The sequence below is a fragment of the Lampropedia puyangensis genome (assembly GCF_004833285.1).
Lineage (GTDB): Bacteria > Pseudomonadota > Gammaproteobacteria > Burkholderiales > Burkholderiaceae_C > Lampropedia > Lampropedia puyangensis.
The window spans coordinates 50,372-68,948 of sequence record NZ_STFG01000017.1; the positions used below are offsets into that span (position 1 = coordinate 50,372).

Genomic DNA, 18,577 nt, shown 5'->3' on the forward strand with positions numbered 1-18,577 from the left:
GGTTCGCACCGTATTTCGCCGCCAGCCGTTGCAGGCACGCACACACAGGCCTTGGCCGCCTCCCAGCGGACTCCATAGCCCGAAAATCCATCAGGCATGAAACCGACGCAGTCACGGCCCATTAGGCCGCGCTTTGCAAAGTCCATGCTTGCGCAATGTCTATTGCCACCGGGCTGCCCACTACAAACGGCTGCTGGCTGTATGCCTGCAGCTCCTGCGCCCCTGGCAATGCCAACGCCAGCCGTAATGCATAGCGCTCTCCTTTGAAAATGCAATCAAGTACGCGCGCGGGCAGCCCTGCCCCCTGACCTGCTGCGTGTACATGCACGTGTTCTGGGCGCACGAGAATCTCTGCTTGTGGTTTGCGCGAGTCGGGCAACGCATGTGCAATAGCCATGTGCAGCCAAGCACTGTCCCCTATGCATTGGCCGGTGCCTTGCGCATGGTTGGCAGAAGGCGCTGCAGCCTCCATCTTCAGCACGCTCCCCTGCCCAATGAAACGGGCCAGCCATGCTGTGCGCGGCTGGCGGTAAATGTGTTGCGGCGAAGCACGCTGCACCAACTGCCCTTGGTGCATCACCGCAATTTCATCTGCCAAGGCCATGGCCTCAGCCTGATCGTGGGTGACATAAACAAAGGTCGCCCCACTTTGGCGATGCAACTGGCGAAATGCCGTCTCCATGGTGCTGCGCAAATGCCGATCAAGGTTGGCCAACGGCTCGTCCAGCAAAATCACGCGTGGCTGGGCGGCAATGCACCGCGCCAACGCGACGCGCTGCTTTTGCCCGCCAGAGAGCTGGTGCGGCATAGCATCGCGTTTTTCTGCCAACTCCACTTGCTCCAGCGCTTGGTCAATCGCTCGGGTGTAGTCTGCACCTTTTACGCCACGCAGCTTGAGCGCATAACCTACGTTGTCGCCCACGCTCATGTGCGGCCACAACGCGTACGATTGAAACACCATACCCATGCCCCGTTCTTCGGGAGGCACACTGCGGTGCGCATCGGCCAACAGTTGTTCATCGAGGTAAATACTGCCCGCATCAGGTTGCTCAAACCCGGCAATCATGCGCAGGGTCGTGGTTTTGCCACATCCACTGGGGCCCAGCAGCGCCAGAAACTGCCCTTTGGCAATGTGTAAATCCAAATCTTTGACCACCGTTTGATGGCCGTAGCTGCGGCGCAACTGCTTGAGTTGCAAATGCGGTTTGGCCAACCCAGAGGCAGGCTTGGTGGTTTTCAGTTGCGCCATGGGATGGCTCCACGCGGTAGCTTGCGGCCCAACCATGCCAGCGCGAGCATAGCCAACACCACAAAAAGAACAATCAGCACCGAAACAGCCGAGGCCAGTACGGTTTCGCCACTTTCGTTGAAATTGAATATCAGCACGCCCAAGGTCTCCTTGCCTGCACTCCAAAGCAAGGCAGATACCGTGAGCTCATTCAATGCCGTCAAAAACACCAGCAACCCAGCGGCCCAACACGCAGGCGCAAGCAGGGGGGCAAGAATATGGCTGAGCCGCTGGCGTGGGTTGGCACCGGCCAGTTGAGCGGCCTCTTCAAGAGCAGGGTCCACATCGTGCATGGCACTGAGCAGCGGGCGCAGCGCCACAATCCAAAAGCGCGCCAAATACGCCACCAAAATCAACCACAAGCTGCCATACAAGCCCCAGTCCCACCAAGGAAAAGGACGTGCAAACGCCAAAATACAAGCCACGGCCAACACCACGCCCGGCACGGCATAAGGCAATTCAAGAACGCCTTCAAGCCAGCGCAGTCCGCGCGATGGCCGTCTGGCCATCCACCAAGCCAAGGGCAGGCAAAGGGCCACCAAGACAACAGCAGCCAACACCGATAGCAGCAAACTATTGCCAGCCGCGCGCCAGGTTACGCGTTGACTCAACAGCATTTCTGCATAAGCGCTCAGGCCCATATTGTCCCAGTTCAAACGCACCCCCAGTGCTGGCACCAACGACGCTGCCAGCAAGGCCAGCATAGGCGCAACCAGCACCACCACGAGTACCACCAACAACACGGCCTCCGCCAATGGGCGCGCTTTGCCTAATGACCACTGCAAAGGCTTGCCCACATGGCCCAACAGACGATAACCGCCCGACTGTTGCAGCCATTGCTGCAGCCATACACCCAGCAACGCGATTACCCCTGTCATCACGGAAAGGATGGCCACTTGCGGCAACATAGTGGCGCCCAAACTAGCCATCTTTTGGTAAATCAAGGTAGGCAGCACGTAATAACTGGCGGGAATCCCCAGCAAAGCCGGAATGCCAAAGTTACCCAGTCCAGAAACAAACGCCAGCATGGCTCCTGCGGCCAAACCACGCCGCGCCAATGGCCAGACCACGTCAGCCAACACACGCATGCGGCCCGCACCAGCCTGCTGAGCCGCTTCCACCAAGTCCGCAGGTATCGCCAGCAAACTGGTTCGCACGGCCAAATACACCAAGGCCGCATGCTGAACCCCAAGCAGCAACGCAATTCCGGCGGCGGAATACAACGGTTGCGGGCTGCCCAATGGCGGAGCCATTCCTAAAGCTTGCAGCAAGGCACTGGATGGCCCTGTCATTTGCAACCAGGCCAGCGCCGTCACTTGGGGCGGAATCATCATCGGCAACATCAGGCCAAAGACCCACAGGGCTTTGGCGCGAACGTTGGTGAGCGTCACCAGCAGCGCAAAACTACCGCCCAACACCAGCGACACCAGCATGCCCCCGGTGCTGGTGACCAAGCTGTGCCACAGCGCTTGCCACGTTGCGCGTTGCACCAACACTTGTGCAGCAGCGGATTGGCCTGCACCACTCCAATCGACCACAGCCATTGACGCCAAGCGCACCATGGGCCACAGGCAAACGACCGCAGCCAACACCAGTAGCAGCATGCGCCACCCCATGGGGGGCATAGCACGCACGCCCAAAGTCGCCTTGGTGGGAATGGCAGAAGAAGGGGCTCCTGCACTTGACCGCACGGCAGAAGCTTTCAGCGGCGCAGAAGAAGAGATGCGATTGACCAAAAAATAAGTACCCAAAAATCTAGACCATGCCAAAGCCCCGCACGGGTTCGCACTTGAAAAGCCTGCGCGAGCTGAGCCTGCAAAAAAACCTGAAGACCCGAGGCAACTCGGGCCATCTCACGGTGGCGTGGTGTTTATGCGGGCGCCAGTTTACTTGGCCGCGTCAAAAATTTTTCCGAAACGGGCTTTGTCCGCATCGGTTTCAGCCAAGGCCTTGGCTGCGTTCAACGGCAGAATGTGAATGCTCTCACGCGCAGGAAAGCCTGCAGGCACCGCACTGCCATTGCGCGCAGGGATGTAGCCTTGCTTGAGCACCAACTCCTGCCCTTGTGCAGACAGCAAGAAATCCACCAGTTTGGCCGCTGCTGCAGGTTGCTGGCTGCTCTTGAGAATGGCCACCGGCTCCGTCACCACCGATACCCCCTCGGAAGGGAACACAAACTCCACAGGGGCACCCTTGGCTTTCTCGCGAATGGCCAAGTAATCGGCCAATACACCATACGGCTTGGTGCCGGTCGCTACGGCTTTAAGCACACCACCGTTGCCGCCTTGCACCTGGGCGTTGTTGGCTTTGAGCGCCTCGTAATAGCCCCAGCCAAATTCAGGCAGGTTCACCAGCGTTTGCAAGTGCAGCATCGCCGCCCCTGAATACAAAGGGCTAGGTGCTGCCACCAAATCTTTGTATGCAGGAGTGGTCAAATCTTTCCAGCTGCTGGGGCGCTGGGGCGCAGCGCTGTGGTGGGCAATGCCTGTAGTAATCAGCTTGGTGCTGTAGTAATAACCGTCCTCATCAAACAGATCAGCACTGTAATGCGCGCGTTCATTGCTGAGGTGCGGCTGCAGCAAATCACGCTGCTTGAGCGACTCCAGCGTCACCGTATCGGCAATCAAAAGCACATCGGCTTTCACGGCTTTGGCTGCCAGTTCAGCCTCTAAGCGGGTCATCAGCTGGGTCGTGCCATCGCGTACCCACTCCACTTTGATGCTGGGGTTGGCCGCCATGAACGCATCGACCGTCGCTTGCGCATCACTATTGGGCTGACTGGTGTAAAGCGTAATGGTTTGCGCGTGGGCCATGCCGGCACAAACCACCACAGCGGCAAGGCATGGCGCAAGACGCAAACCGAAAGGAATTGACGACAGGTTCATGGTGTAACAATCAACAAAATAAATCAGGACTTTGACCTGCACATGGAGCCATGCAAGCTCAGGCATATGCAGTCCATCACAAGCAGCGCAATGCTGCAGCGCCACGTAGCGTAGGGGTGATGCATGACGCTTTCATGACATTATTAAGGCAAGCCGCGATAGCGCGCATGAAAGAACCCAGTCGCGAACCTCGCCCACGCCCTGTCATCGTGCAGTCATCCAAACCGTGTCATCTGGTCATCAAGCCGCTCTAGCATGGTTCGCTGGTCGAACGACAGGATGTAACTGTGGCTCCCTCTTTTGCACAAGCCCCCATGGTGGAGTTGATGTACTTCAATGCCGGTGGCGGGCACCGCGCCAGCGCCCTTGCCTTGGAAGCCATTGCACTGGCCCAGCGCAGGCATTGGAATATTCGCCTAGTCAACATCTTTGATGTGCTGGACCCCAGGGGCCATTTTCATGCGCTAACGGGGCTCCACCCTGAAGACCTTTACAACAAACGTTTGGCACGCGGCTGGACACGGGGCATGGCGCAAGAGCTGCGGTTGTTGCAGCAGCTCATACGCCTGAGCCAGACGCGCCTGGCGCAACGCATGCAGCAGCATTGGCAAGGCACACGCCCGGACCTGGTCGTCTCGCTGGTGCCCAATTTCAACCGGGTGATGGCCACAGGCTTACGCGCTACAGGCAGCACAGCGCCCTATGTCACCGTCATGACCGATTTGGCTGACATGGACCACGGCCGCTTCTGGATTGAGCCGGGGCTAGGCATTCACTTAGTATGCGGCACTGCGTACGCCGCCCAACAAGCTAGCCGCCTCGGCTTAACACCAACGCATATTCACACCACCTCAGGCATGCTGGTTCGTCCTGAGTTTTACCAAACACCAACGCAACCACGCGAACAAGCCATGCTGTGTTTGGGGCTTGACCCTGCCCGCCCGACCGCTTTGGCACTGTTTGGTGGCCATGGCGGGCGCGCCATGCTGCACATAGCGCGTGGCATGCCCCAGGTACAAACCATTTTTTTGTGCGGACACAACCACAAGCTGGCGGCACAATTGCAGGCGATGCCGCAACAAGCGCCGCGTTGGGTGCAGGGCTTTACGCCGCATGTGGCCAACTTCATGCATATGGCCGATTTCATGATCGGTAAACCCGGCCCAGGCAGCATCAGCGAAGCACTACGCTGCGGCTTACCAGTCATCGTGATGCACAACGGCGCCACCATGCCGCAAGAACGTTACAACGTGCGTTGGGTACAAGAGCAGGGCGTAGGCTTGGCGTGCACTTCCTTGCGCGCACTCACCGCAGCCGTAGCGCAATTGCAAAGCCAATTGCCGCAGTACCAAGCGCGGGTGCGCGCCATGAACAACCGCGCGCTGTTTGAGGTACCAGACATTCTGGAGCGCCTGCTCCAGCACAATGGCAAACCTACTGGCGTTCAGGCCGATGCGCACTCAGCATGCCACTCCCCATAGCCTGTCCAATAGGTTGTATGCCCAAGAATACATGCCACACGGTTGAACTCAGCGCTGAGGCATGTCCTTCGTGGAATACACCGGGGAAATAGTGGCATCAGCAGGAATGGCGGGCATGCAGGCGTTCCACTCTTGCCAGCGCTGGCGCATTGCGGCCAAGCGTTCTGGCTCGTGGCGGGCATGGTTGGCGCGCTCGCGGGCATCGGCGACCACGTTGAAAAGGTATTCGTGCTGGTCCACCTTTAGGTACTTCCAGTCGCCTTGCCGGTACGCACGCTGATCACGATGGTTCATGCGCCAATACAAGGGACGCTCAAACGCGGGGCCGCCCTGCAATACCGGTACGAGCGAAACACCATCGAGCGGGTAATCATCTGCCGCAGCAGCACCTGCCAACGCCAGCATCGTGACTGACCAATCCATGGTCATGCACTGCTGATCCGTCACGCCACCCGCAGTAATGACCGCAGGCCAATGGGCAATCCATGGCACGCGAATACCGCCTTCGGTCAAGTCCATCTTGCCGCCAACCAACGGCCAGTTGTCGGAGTAACGCTCCCCGCCGTTGTCACTGGTAAAAACGACCAAGGTGTTCTCCATCATGCCATGCTGGGCCAGTGCTGCCATGACTTGGCCAATGCCTTCGTCCATGTGGTGAATCATGCGGCGGTAGGTGTCCACACTGCCGCCAGAAAGGTCAAACAAGTCGTTTTTCAAGGTAGGCGCACGGCTTGCATCGTCGCGCGTTTCCCAAGGCCAGTGCGGCGCGGTGTAGTGCAAACTCAGGAAAAATGGTTTGGCCCCTTCGCGGGTATTGGCCTGCGCCTGGCGGTGCACATAATCAACTGCGCGGCGCGAGAGTAAGTCCGTCAAATACCCGTCTTCGTGCTTGGCCTCTTGCCCTTCCCACCAATCGTGGTTTCCACGTGAATCGGCATGCGTGAAGTAGTCCAACCCGCCAGAGAGTGCGCCATAAAATTCGTCATAACCCGATTGCAAAGGCCCAAAATGGGGCGGATAGCCCAAGTGCCATTTGCCCACCAAAGCAGTACGGTAACCGGCTTGCCGCAGTAGCGAAGGCAATGTGGGGTGTGAGGGCGGCAGGCCCAGCCGATCGTTGCCACGCGCATCGCTGCGAATAGGCTCTTCTGCAGCACCACGCAAACGGTATTGGTAGCGCCCGGTCATCAAAGCAAATCGGGTGGGGGAACACACGGGCGAATTGGAATACCCTTGCGTGAAAAGCAAACCGTTTTGGGCCAAACCATCAAGCACGGGAGACACTGGGCCAAAGCTGGCTTCGCGCCCACCGTAGCAGCCCAAATCGGCAAAGCCGAGGTCGTCGGCCACGATGAAAATGATATTGGGCTGCTGCATCAGCGTGCTCTCTCAAAACCAAAAGGCGCAGTGTACAAACAATCACACCCGCGAATTGCCTGCAGTGCCCAGAAACGGCGCTACGCCATCAAACCGGTAGTACTTACCACGGGAATTGGTGGCTGAAGTTTACGGCTGGTAACCCGAGGTTTTAACCACTGGAGCCCATTGCTGTTCGAATGCGACCAACGTCGCGCGGGTTTGCGCTTGCGTGCTGCCCACAGGGGTAATCTTGGCATCAATAAAGCGCTGGCGCAGTGCAGGCTCTTGCATCACCTCGTGCACCGCGCTGGCTAGCACCTGCACCCTATCAGCAGGCGTACTTGCAGGGGCATACAACGTGTTCCAGCCTGCGGCTTGCAACTGCAAGCCCGCCTCTTGGAAAGTCGGCACCTGCGCAGCCCAAATGGAGCGCTCTTGCCCAGAGGTCGCCAAAATCCGCAATTTACCGCCCAGGTACTGCGGCAGCAGCGCATCCTCTGTATCCACGGCCACAGGAATTTGCCCCCCCAGCAAATCGCTGGTCAGCGGCGCTGATCCGTTGTAGCCAATGACCTCCGATTGCACACCCGCTTTCTCCCCCAGCATCAGAGCAAAAAAGTGCGGCAGGCTACCGGTTGCAGGCACGCCTATATTGGCTTTGCTTGGGTTCTCACGCAGCCAAGTCATGAGGCCGCCCAAGTCCGTCACCGGCAAATCAGGGGCTACGGCCACTGCAAAGTCGTAATTGGTCAAGTGCGAAACGGGTGTGAAATCTTTTGCGACGTCATACCCCACGTCTTTAAACACCAAAGGCGCCACCACCATCACAGCTGGGTTGGCCAGCATCAACACATTCTTGTCTGCCGGAGTGGCTTTGAACTGTTGCGCAGCCACTCGGCCACCAGCACCAGGTTTATTTTCCACCACTACGGCCACGCCCAGCTTGACAGTCAAGGCATCTGCCAGCAGCCGCGCAGCACGGTCTGAAGAGCCACCAGCTGGGTACCCCACCACAATGCTCAGCGGGGACGTAAGCAACGCTTTCTGGGCCTGGACTTGAGAATGGGCCAGTGGTGGCTGTCCCATCCCACCCAGTAATGCCACAACAGCACTGCCTAATAGAACTTGGCGACGGGTCAAAACAGAACGAAACGATGTCATCAACACACTCCAAAGAAAAATAGGGCGCCACGCACAGCAAATACGAGTACGAGTGCGCTGTAGGCCACTAGCCTGCACTGCCGCGATTATCAAACGGCGCTATGCACTTTTACTTATATGCTTATAGCTATATACAAGCGCAGCATCACGCGGGGAAACCCATAAAAAAGTGATGTGCACGCCCAAATGCAAGGCTAAGCGATCGCCAAACATCCGCACAAGGCGCATACGGCACGCTTGCACCGTGACTCTTTGGCACAATGGCACCATGAACACCGCCACCATTGAAGAAACCATGCGCGCCATTGGCGTGCAAGCTCGCCATGCCAGCGCCCGCATGGCCATCGCAACGACCCAACAAAAAGCACAGGCTTTGCGCACTTTGGCGCAATTGCTGCGCGAACAATCGCCGGCGCTGCAAACAGAAAACGCCAAAGACGTAGAACGCGCCCGCGCCAATGGCTTGGCCGAACCGATGGTGGACCGCCTAAAACTCACAGACAAAGTGCTGGCAACCGCTGCCGAAGGCTGCGAACAACTGGCCGCCATGCCCGACATCATTGGCGACATCATCGGCCTGCGCCAGCAGCCATCAGGCATTCGCGTTGGACAGATGCGCGTGCCACTGGGCGTATTCGGCATGATTTACGAAAGCCGCCCCAACGTCACTATTGAAGCAGCAAGCCTGGCCATCAAAAGCGGCAATGCCTGCATTTTGCGCGGCGGTTCGGAGGCGATTGACTCCAACAAAGCACAGGCAGCCTTGGTGCGCCAAGCCTTAATCAGCGCGCAATTACCCGAAGACGGCGTACAACTGGTGCCCACCACCGACCGCGCCGCCGTCGGCAGCCTCATCACCATGCCCGAGTACGTGGATGTCATCATCCCCCGCGGTGGCCGTGGCTTGATTGAACGCATTAGTGCCGAGGCCAAAGTGCCCGTCATCAAACATTTGGATGGCATTTGCCACACCTATGTGGACGACCCTTGCAACATCGACCAAGCCGTCACCATTGCCGACAACGCCAAAACCCAAAAGTACAGCCCCTGCAACGCCACCGAAACACTGCTGGTGGCACGCGGCGTGGCCGATGCCTTCCTGCCAAAAATCGCCGCCATCTATGCCGCCAAAGGCGTGGAAATGCGCGTGACAGGCGATGTCGCGCCGCTAGTATCCGCAGCGCCACAGGCCAACGTGGTGCCTGCCACAGAAGCGGACTGGAGCACCGAATACCTCGCCCCCATCATCAGCATCAAAATCGTCGCCGGGCTGGATGAGGCCATTGCCCACATCAACCAATACGGCAGCCACCACACCGATGCCATCGTCACCACAAACCACCAACACGCACAGCGTTTTTTGCGCGAAGTCGATTCAGCCAGCGTGATGGTCAACGCCAGCACGCGCTTTGCCGATGGCTTTGAGTTTGGCTTGGGAGCCGAAATTGGAATCAGCACCGACAAATTCCACGCCCGTGGGCCAGTGGGCGTGGAAGGCCTGACCTCGCTCAAATACATTGTGTTGGGTGAAGGCGAGATTCGGCAATAACAACGTAAATGGGAAAAGCCCGAGCGCACTTCCCATCCGCAAAAATTTAGGCCTGTCTAATAGACTGGCAGGCTTGCTTTCCCTATGTAAGTAAGAACTACAGGTTGCATTAGGCGGTGTAGCTCAGTAAGATCAAAGCCTTCTAATTCTAGTTAGAAGCATATGCCTATGCAGAGAAATAAATCCAAGCGGGAAGGTTGGCGCTGGTGGCTTCAACTCTATATCGCCGGAAATGTAATATCTTTTATTGCATTTGCAATATTAGGTTTAATAACACTTCCTCTTGGTAAAAATAATCCCACTGATCCCATATTGATTTTATTTTTTTCAGAAAATTTTTATGGTTTCCTGTTTAGACTGTTTTTCGCTTTGCTTTCAGCATGGTTGATCCGAAAGCATTTAACTCCGCTCTAACCCTTCGCTCAAGCGGACTGCTTCGCAGCCGCTTAGCTCAAACGTTAGGCGTCATGACTGACATCGCGATCCTTCTAAATGACTTTGCAAGCGAGGTCGCTCCGATTTGCTCGCATGTCAGTGTGCGCAACGACGAAAACGGCCCATACGTGTTCGCGCTTGGCCTCAAGGGGATGCACACTCTGCAGTTGAGAATGTCGGGCGGAAATTTTGTCGTGCAACTCTGGCTTGGAGCCACTGCGGAAGATGAGAGCATCATTGAAGAGCCAAAGTTCTCCGATGCAAGTCGAGCGTTTCGAGCGGCCAAGGAATGGCTTGAAAAAGATGTCGTCTAACCCAGCGGACAGCCTTCGGCTGCCGCTGAATTCAAACGTTAGCTTGCACATGAAACGTTCTAGAGAATTCAGTGTTCTTCAAGTCGCGATCGTGGCAGTCGTCGCGCTTGTTTATGCCGCGATGCTCTATTTCCGCGCTGCCACGGCTTCACTTGACGATCACTATCAGCCTGGCATCTCTACGTTGCAGAGCTGGTGCATGCCCGGTGCGCTGCTTTTCGGTCTTACGCTAGTCGCGGTTGCCTTTCGCTCTGTGCTTGCTGCTCAGGTCGCGGTTTACACAAGCATTTCCGCAATCATCATTTGCGCGTTCCTGCTTATCTTTGTTATTTCCCACTCCGGTAATCGCAACTCTTGGGTGTTTCCACAACAACGAACACTTCAAACCACTATCCACACGGCGCTTTTCAGCCCGAATTTTTCAAACCGCTCCACAGGTTCCATCATCGGTAGCGCTATTGTTGCGTCCTGCTTCCTTGGTATTTCAGGCTTTGTGCTTCGGCGCCGCAAGCTAACAATTCATTCAAGCTGACCACCGCAAGCGGCGGCGGCGGCTTAATTAAGGCGTTAGAATTTCTGTGAGTTGATGAAAATCCATATTTCACTCGAAAAGAAAGAGCGCCATGTGAATCTGCTATGGGCTTTATTTGCAATTACAGAGCCTTTCTCACATGAACGAAACGACATCACATTCATTTCAGATGATGGTCTTTACGCCTTCACCATCAGGACAGACATAAACTATGTTGCATTTGGGCCAAGTGAACAACTAGACAGGCCCGACCTTTGGACAGAAAACATTGCTAGAGGTGAAATTGAGAAGCTCTTTTGCAGATTCTTATCGTCACAATACGATGAACTGCAAAGCTTTCCATGGATATCCAAAGAACTCTAACCTTGCATTCAAGCGGACTGTGGCTTGCAGCCAGCCGCTTAACTTGTACGTTAGGCAGCTTCAGACCGCCAAGGAGAGTCCATTGAGCAATTGGGACACTACATTTCCGCCGCTGTTGCACCAGCTGGAGTTCGACTACGATGGCGGGTACGACTTTGAACCGTGCCAAAACTTCTTTCCAGCGGAAGAGAATGCAAGCTGGTTCAAAGCTTGGACGGGCAATGCGCAGTAGACGGATCGCAGTTCAGGGTCTTTGGGCAAGACGGTACTGGTGGCTACGCTGCCTTTTGGCTTGTTCTTCCAAACGAACCGCTTGAGAAGCAACCCATAGTCTTCCTTGGCTCGGAGGGCGAGAAAGGTGTTGTAGCGCTCAACCTAGACGAATACCTTTGGCTACTGGCCAATGGTGTTGGTCCATATGAGGCTGTGGCCTACCCAGATTTAGATGGCAAGCCCAATGCTCAATTCGCATCGTTTGCTATAGAAAACTCAGGGGTCGCCGCGCTCTCGGCTGCGGAGATCCTCTCCAGGGCAAATGAAGCGCATCCCGGCTTCTCGGAGCAGATCGATAGCTTGTGTAGGTAGCTCGGTGCGCAAAAAGCTGCCTAACCCTTCAGTCGAGCGGACCGCCTACGGCGTCCGCTCACCTTTGCGTTAGGCTTGCCTCATTAAAGAAAAAGGCTTTGTCACAGTGACAAAACAGGGCCCAAATGAAAGGCTATACATCCCTGATTAGGGAGCCTGGGAGTAGGGCTGGTCAGTGCTGTTTTTTTACTGCGACAGAACTTATCACCCATCCATCTCATCATGTGCATGCTGCGGAATAAACATATGGATTAAAAGTATTTTGACACATTGAACGCCTGACACAGAATTCGGCTTCTTTTTAGAAATCGCCAGTTATGCATTCAGTGCCGCAACAGAGGAACCGCACATACGTCCTCCCTTTTCTTAGCTATCAGTTGGGTCAAACTGATGACCGTTCAGGGGCTCATTCCGAGTTTAGTGGTGAACACCTGCATGCCGGTCCGCGCGAGCTACAAACACTGGTGAGAGAGGCGGATTCTGCTGGTGTAGCACTGCTGATACTGTCTGAAAACACGCACTCAGCCAATCAACCGCTGCAGTGGGAGCCTGGCGTATTGGCCGCATTCCTGGCCACACAAACAACGCACATCGGATTGGTCGTCGGGGCATCTCCCTGTGTATTTGAACCCTTCAATCTTGCTCGTCTAATCGCGTCTACTGACTATGTCTCGAATGGCCGTGCGGGGTGGCTTGTCCAAGAATACGGGCCCACAGATACCGCGCAGCGCTACGTCACTGGGCCTGGTGCTCGTGGCATTGCCAGTAATGAAAATTTGCCTGAATACATCAGTGTTATCCGCAAGCTTTGGGACTCTTGGGAAGACGATGCTTTCGTGCGCGACAAATCCACTGGATGCTTCGTGCTATCTGAAAAAGTGCATGCCGTCAAACATGAAGGCCTGCATTTCTCCGTCGAAGGTGCACTCAATGTCGCACGCCCACCTCAAGGGCAACCTCCTGTAGTACTGCAATGGCGTGAAGGTTGTGATCTTCATAACTTAGAGGCCGACATTGCCATTATTTCACCGCGCGACAGCCTCCATGCTATTGAGCTGCAGGTGCAAATACGAGAGCAAAACCCAAAATGGGAAGGTCTTGTCTTTGCCAATGTGTATTTCAAACTTACTGAAGCAGCAGATCCTCAGTCAGGCCATGTTGCATCACGTCTACTAAACAGTGAGTTAGAAGGCGACGCTAAAACTCTAGCGAAAGCACTACTGACCTTTGCACAGCAATCTGGAATCGATGGATTAAACCTTCGACCTATCTCAAACGCTGCTAGACAGCTTCAACTCGCCAGCCGCGAACTGCTACCAGTCTGGCTTGCGCAAGAGACGCAAACTTCACTTGATTCAGCAAATCTGCCACGTATAACGCTGCGTCAAAAGCTAAGGCTTCGCCGCCCTGCCAACCGACTTCAAGAGTCTTCCTCGATCTGATCGCAGCCCGTTTTATTTTTCTCCATACGAATGATTTCCGCTAAACCCTCCAAGAAACAGCTTCGATTGGGTCTGATGTTCTGGGCCACTGGTACCCATTCAGCCGGTTGGCGCCACCCGGATGCGCGCACAGATGGCGCTTTCGATATAGCCTTTATCCAGTCTGTCGTGAAGACTGCCGAGGCAGCAAAATTCGACTTTCTATTTCTAGGTGATCGACTGGTTTCCGACCCCGCGCTGGCAAAAACAAACCCCGGCCAGATGTCGCGCCTGGAGCCATTTACGGTGGCCAGTGCCGTGGCGGCAGTGACCACTCACATCGGCCTAGTGGTAACCGCCAACCCCACCTACAACGACCCCTACACCGTGGCCCGTATGACCGCTGCGCTGGACCACCTCAGTGGCGGGCGCGCCTCGTGGAACTTGGTAACCGGGGCTGACCCAGCCGCCGCACAGAACTTCGGTCGCAAGGAACACTGGTCTACAGAGCAACGCTATGACTGGGCCGATGAGTTCGTGGACGTGGTGCGGAAACTCTGGGATAGTTGGGAAGACGACGCTGTGCAAACAGATCTACACGGCCTAAAAATTGACCGCAATCGCATTCATCCAATTGCCCACACAGGCCCACTAATCCACATCGACAGCGCACTGGACATGCCGCGCCCACCGCAAGGCCATGTAGTACTGCTGCATGCGGGCACCTCCGACCGCTCACGCGAATTGGCAGCGCGCGAAGCAGACGTAGTTTTCACCGGTGCGGCCACACACGCAGATGCACAGGCCTATTACCGTGACATCAAGGCTCGAGCGGCCAAATACGACCGTGCGGCCGACGACATCTCCATCATGCCCGGACTGATCGTGATTACAGCTGAGACCACCGCTGAAGCTGTCGCCATTTATGACCAACTCAATGCCTTGATCACGCTAGATGCGGAGGACCCTCGCACAGAAGGAGAGGTAAACACTGAAGATAAACTACAAGGCTTCCAGTACGTATCTCTGGGGCGCGGAAGCAAGCGCAACCTTACGCTCGTATCATCTGCCATTGGAGTGGACGTACGAGGCAACGATCACGACGCACTGGTACCACCTGACGTGTTGACACGTGCACACGAAGCCGGTCAGGCCATCTTCAAGTTTGTCTCCACCCAGACGCGTCGCACGGTAGATGCGGCAGATCCGGCACAGCGCATCCGCTTTCGCGACCTCATCCACGCCTCTATTGCCCAGACCGCCACCGTGGTTGGCAACCCCCAGGAAGTGGCTGATTTTATGCAACACTGGCTGCACACTGAAGCAGCCGATGGTTTCAATATATTCCCATCCTACCTGCCCGGAACAGTAGATGATTTCGCGCGGCTTGTGGTCCCAGAATTGCAAGCGCGCGGCCTCTTCAGGCTGGACTACAGCGGCCATACCTTCCGTGACCATTTGCGGTTAACGCGCCCACCTCGCCGCACAACGCCGCCACTTTCACCCTCAATCAGCGAGGACACTTTTTCCAGTAGTGCAGTGAGTGCGGTTAAACCTTTAGCAGTTGAGCCAAGCCATGGCTGAGCTTTCACTGTCCTCAGTGCTGGCTGCACGCCGTATGCCAAGAGGAGATACAACGTCAGCGCGTTCAGCAGATGAAAATCAGCAGTCTTGGCTCCTGCGCACAATTGCTGGCATGGCACCGCCGTTTATCACCTTGGTTCTACTATTGAGTGTGGCGGAGTTTCTTTCACGCCAAGCACTTATAAATCCGCGTAAGTTCCCCCCCGTCAGTGCTGTACTTCAGGCGTTGTGGACCGAAGCCAGTACTGGCCGTCTGTGGCCATCGCTAAGCCAAACGCTCTTGACATGGGCACTAGCATTAGCCGTCTCATTTGCAGTGGCATTGCTGCTTGGCGTCGGATTGGGTACTCAGCGAGTGATACGCGCATCCGCGCTTCCTGTGCTCGAATTCATCCGTCCGGTCCCTTCCACGGCTCTGATTCCATTGGTCATCCTCACGTTAGGTACCAGCTTGCAGGCAGCGCTCTTTCTAACTGCCTTCGGTACAGTGTGGCAGATCCTGCCGTCCATCCTGCGCGGCGTAGCACGCGTAGACCCAGTGGTCGAGGACACGGCACGGGCGTTTGGTTTTACGACCAGTCAGCGCCTACGCTGGATCGTTCTGCCTGGCATGACCCCCTACCTCTGGACAGCATTGCGTTTAGGGGCTGCCGCAGCGTTGGTCCTACTCATCAGCATGGAACTGCTAGCTGGCATCAACGGCGTAGGTCACCAGATTGCCATGGCCTATGCAGGCGGGAACACCACTGCTATGTATGCCTACATCTTGGTAGCAGCGCTGGTGGGTGGCATCGTCAACCTTGGACTTACGCGCTTAGTGGAACAACGCATCGCTCGCGCAGGAGGGATGCCTGCATGAAGACAATGAACCTGTACGCTCGCACCTTGACTGGATTGACCGGTGTGCTGGTCTTTTTTGGTGGCTGGCTCGCCCTGAGTTGGCATTCCGAGAACCTCTTTTTCCCACCGCTGCGCACGCTACTGACAGATGCCTATGGCTACTGGCGCTCTACCGATGGCCTTCGCGACATAGCCTCAACCCTTACAAATCTAGGCTGGGGGCTCCTCGCCGGCTCACTCTCTGGTGCCGTGGCAGGCATGCTGATTGGTCAACTACGCTGGCTGGATCGGGCCCTTACTCCGCTGATCGAATTCGTTCGCTCCATCCCGCAGGTCGCGCTGGTGCCCTTTGCCATATCGCTCTTCGGCATCGGCGATGCAATGAAAGTCTTCATCATTGCGCTCAGCGCCTTCTGGCCCATCTTGCTCAATGTGAGCGACGGCTGCCGTAACCTTCCACGCCAGTGGCTGGACACGGCCACAGTCTTTCGCCTCACGCGCCGTCAACGCCAACTGCAGGTGATTTTTCCCGCGCTGCTGCCACGCGCAATGATGGGCTTGCACATCGCCCTGCCGCTGGCCCTAATCATTGCCGTGACTAGCGAGATGATTGGCGCCGATCGCGGCATAGGCTCCATCATCCTCAACGCCCAGTACACCTACGAAATACCACGCATGTGGTCGGGGGTGCTGGTATTGGGCATGATTGGTTGCCTGCTAAACGTCGCGCTCACCATGTTGGAACGCGCCCTGCAGAGATGGATCCCTTCCCCATGAGATCTTCCACCACCCCAATCCTCGAAGCGCGCCACCTGCGCAAAGTTTATTCTTCAGCCGGCGGAGAGATTACCGCTGTTGGCGACGTCAACTTCAGCGTGGCACCAGGCGAACTGCTAGCAATTGTCGGCCCCTCCGGAGCCGGAAAAAGTACCGTGCTGCGCATGCTTACCGGCCTATTGGCTGCTACCGGCGGCCAGGTCCTTTATCGCGGCCACCCCGTCGAAGGTACACCACTGGACTTCGCTCTCGTGTTCCAAGACTACGCTCGCTCGCTCTTTCCTTGGTTCAACATTGAAAAAAATGTGCAACTACCACTGGTAAACAAAGTGCGCGATGCCACAGAGCGCCAACGCATCACCGAGCGCGTGCTGGCACAAGTCGGGTTACCCGGCATGGGCCGGAAGCGGCCAACTGAGCTGTCTGGCGGGCAGCAGCAACGTGTAGCCATCGCCCGAGCGTTGGCCTATGCCCCCACAGTACTGATCATGGATGAGCCTTTTGCATCCGTAGATGCGCAGACCCGCGCCGAATTGGAAGACTTGGTACTTACACTGCGCGCCCAAAGCGGAGCCACCGTGCTGCTGGTCACCCACGATGTTGACGAGGCTGTGTACATGGCAGACCGTGTAATCGTGCTCAGTCGCGCACCAAGCGTGGTGCTAGACAGCGTGACCATAGAGCTACCGCGCGAACGCGACCAAATTAACACCAAGAGCCTGCCGGCCTTTGCCTTGGCGCGAGCGCGCATTTTGTCGCTGATCCAGCAGTCCTCGCGCCATCCAGCAACGGACACGCTAGCTACCCCTAAACCCTAAATGCGGCCCACGAATACGGCGTTGCCCTCCTCTCGCTTCTTGAACCATTGATGAGACCAATCATGACCACACGTTCGAACTTCCTGCGCGGCCTCACGCGCATCGCCCTCACCACAAGCCTCTTCAGCAGCTTCGGCCTAGGCAGCCTCGCTGCCCACGCACAGGTATTGCAGCAACCCATAAAAATCAACGTCATGCCCTTCCTCGACGCAGGTCCGCTGCTGTTGGCCGACAAGAATGGTATTTTTAAGAAACACGGCCTGGAAGCAACGATCAGCGTCGCCAGCTCCGGCGCTACTGTAGTTCCCACAGTGCTGAGCGGCCAGTTCGATGTTGGCTATGCCAATGCCATCAGTTCGCTTCAAGCCATCGATAACGGCCTTCCCCTGCAACTAGTGCATGCAACCTACTCTCATCCAAGCGACCCATCCAAGGACCCCTACCGCATCTGGGTTAAGAAAGACGGTAAGTTCACCGATCCCAAGCAGCTGGCCGATGCAAACATTGGCACCCTATCAGTCAAAAACATCGCCGAATGGTCTACCCTCAAGTCGCTAGAGAACTTGGGTATCGAGGACTTGAGCAAGGTACGTTGGACCAAAGTGAACGGCGAAGACGCCTATGACGCGGTGAAAAACGGCCAGATCGACGCTGTGTGGCTGTACGAGCCGTTGGGAGCAGCCGCCAAGCAAGCCGGTCTGGTACCTCTGCTGTCGGCCAACTCCGGCTCCATCCCCGGAGCAGTGAGCGGTTACTACAACACCAGTCGCAACTTCGCGCAGAAAAATCCCGACGTACTCAAACGCTTCAACGCTGCGTTAGACGAAGCCAACCTCTACGCCAGCCAGCACACCGACGAAGTGCGCGCAGCCGTAATTGAGAAATTCAACTTCAATCCAGAACTGGTCAACGCCGCAGACCTGAATCTCTACACCAACGATTTAGCCGCCGATAAGCTCAGGATCATCGGTGACGACTTGGTACGCTACAAATTGATCCGCCAAGCGCCTGACTTGGACTCCGTGTTTTGGAAGCCGTCGAACTGAGCATCTCAGTCGCCTCACATCACTAACGAGCCACTTTGCGCCACACTACTTGTGTGGTAGATGGCCGCTATCTCTGCTAATCGACAAAATGGTTATTTAAGGAGACTCTGCAAAAGCCTAAAAATCAACAAAGCAACGA

Annotated in this window: 17 protein-coding genes; 12 read left to right on the plus strand and 5 right to left on the minus strand. The window is 56.2% G+C overall.

Features of this window, described 5'->3' with window-relative positions; translation table 11 throughout:
• Positions 1 to 121 precede the first annotated feature (121 nt).
• The 3 genes from E9531_RS13470 to E9531_RS13480 form a co-directional block, all read right to left on the minus strand.
• The gene (locus E9531_RS13470; protein ID WP_136574292.1) at positions 122 to 1,249 is read right to left on the minus strand and encodes an ABC transporter ATP-binding protein; all 1,128 of its coding nucleotides are present in this window, start codon (positions 1,247 to 1,249) and stop codon (positions 122 to 124) included.
• On the minus strand, positions 1,237 to 3,039 hold the full coding sequence (locus tag E9531_RS13475) for an ABC transporter permease (RefSeq protein WP_244610112.1): 1,803 nt from the start codon (positions 3,037 to 3,039) through the stop codon (positions 1,237 to 1,239). The genes E9531_RS13470 and E9531_RS13475 overlap by 13 nt, the downstream gene beginning before the upstream one ends.
• 135 nt (positions 3,040 to 3,174) lie before the next feature.
• Complete coding sequence (locus E9531_RS13480) at positions 3,175 to 4,173, minus strand: ABC transporter substrate-binding protein (protein WP_244610113.1); 999 nt, start codon at positions 4,171 to 4,173, stop codon at positions 3,175 to 3,177.
• 314 nt (positions 4,174 to 4,487) lie between these two features.
• Here E9531_RS13480 and E9531_RS13485 point away from each other — a divergent pair, with 314 nt between their 5' ends.
• The gene (locus tag E9531_RS13485) at positions 4,488 to 5,654 is read left to right on the plus strand and encodes a glycosyltransferase (RefSeq protein ID WP_136574310.1); all 1,167 of its coding nucleotides are present in this window, start codon (positions 4,488 to 4,490) and stop codon (positions 5,652 to 5,654) included.
• A gap of 48 nt (positions 5,655 to 5,702) precedes the next feature.
• Here the strand turns inward: E9531_RS13485 and E9531_RS13490 are convergent, their stop codons facing one another.
• Together E9531_RS13490 and E9531_RS13495 are read right to left on the minus strand one after the other, a co-directional pair.
• Entirely contained in the window at positions 5,703 to 7,031 is a 1,329-nt protein-coding gene (locus tag E9531_RS13490) for a sulfatase family protein (protein ID WP_136574293.1), read from the minus strand.
• Between the two features lie 129 nt (positions 7,032 to 7,160).
• A complete protein-coding gene (locus tag E9531_RS13495; RefSeq protein WP_136574294.1) occupies positions 7,161 to 8,174 on the minus strand; it encodes a tripartite tricarboxylate transporter substrate-binding protein in 1,014 nt (337 codons plus the stop codon).
• A gap of 268 nt (positions 8,175 to 8,442) precedes the next feature.
• Here E9531_RS13495 and E9531_RS13500 point away from each other — a divergent pair, with 268 nt between their 5' ends.
• From E9531_RS13500 to E9531_RS13550, 11 genes are all read left to right on the plus strand, one after another.
• Entirely contained in the window at positions 8,443 to 9,723 is a 1,281-nt protein-coding gene (locus E9531_RS13500) for a glutamate-5-semialdehyde dehydrogenase (protein WP_136574295.1), read from the plus strand.
• A gap of 380 nt (positions 9,724 to 10,103) precedes the next feature.
• Complete coding sequence (locus E9531_RS13505; RefSeq protein ID WP_136574296.1) at positions 10,104 to 10,472, plus strand: hypothetical protein; 369 nt, start codon at positions 10,104 to 10,106, stop codon at positions 10,470 to 10,472.
• Positions 10,473 to 10,521: 49 nt separating this feature from the next.
• A complete protein-coding gene (locus tag E9531_RS13510; protein WP_136574297.1) occupies positions 10,522 to 11,004 on the plus strand; it encodes a hypothetical protein in 483 nt (160 codons plus the stop codon).
• A gap of 54 nt (positions 11,005 to 11,058) precedes the next feature.
• Positions 11,059 to 11,367: a hypothetical protein gene (locus tag E9531_RS17660; RefSeq protein ID WP_136574298.1), complete on the plus strand. Its 309-nt coding sequence runs from the start codon at positions 11,059 to 11,061 to the stop codon at positions 11,365 to 11,367.
• A gap of 82 nt (positions 11,368 to 11,449) precedes the next feature.
• Positions 11,450 to 11,599: a hypothetical protein gene (locus tag E9531_RS17665; protein WP_211343442.1), complete on the plus strand. Its 150-nt coding sequence runs from the start codon at positions 11,450 to 11,452 to the stop codon at positions 11,597 to 11,599.
• A gap of 730 nt (positions 11,600 to 12,329) precedes the next feature.
• Positions 12,330 to 13,394, plus strand: coding sequence for an LLM class flavin-dependent oxidoreductase (locus E9531_RS13525; RefSeq protein ID WP_158291792.1), 1,065 nt, complete (start codon positions 12,330 to 12,332; stop codon positions 13,392 to 13,394).
• A gap of 30 nt (positions 13,395 to 13,424) precedes the next feature.
• Complete coding sequence (locus tag E9531_RS13530) at positions 13,425 to 14,957, plus strand: NtaA/DmoA family FMN-dependent monooxygenase (protein WP_211343443.1); 1,533 nt, start codon at positions 13,425 to 13,427, stop codon at positions 14,955 to 14,957.
• Entirely contained in the window at positions 14,950 to 15,816 is an 867-nt protein-coding gene (locus E9531_RS13535) for an ABC transporter permease (protein ID WP_136574301.1), read from the plus strand. Before E9531_RS13530 ends, E9531_RS13535 begins: the two co-directional genes overlap by 8 nt.
• Complete coding sequence (locus E9531_RS13540) at positions 15,813 to 16,574, plus strand: ABC transporter permease (RefSeq protein WP_136574302.1); 762 nt, start codon at positions 15,813 to 15,815, stop codon at positions 16,572 to 16,574. Before E9531_RS13535 ends, E9531_RS13540 begins: the two co-directional genes overlap by 4 nt.
• Complete coding sequence (locus E9531_RS13545) at positions 16,571 to 17,392, plus strand: ABC transporter ATP-binding protein (protein ID WP_136574303.1); 822 nt, start codon at positions 16,571 to 16,573, stop codon at positions 17,390 to 17,392. Before E9531_RS13540 ends, E9531_RS13545 begins: the two co-directional genes overlap by 4 nt.
• 62 nt (positions 17,393 to 17,454) lie before the next feature.
• Positions 17,455 to 18,438, plus strand: a complete 984-nt coding sequence (locus tag E9531_RS13550; protein ID WP_158291793.1) for an ABC transporter substrate-binding protein — start codon at positions 17,455 to 17,457, stop codon at positions 18,436 to 18,438.
• The last annotated feature ends 139 nt before the right edge of the window (positions 18,439 to 18,577 follow it).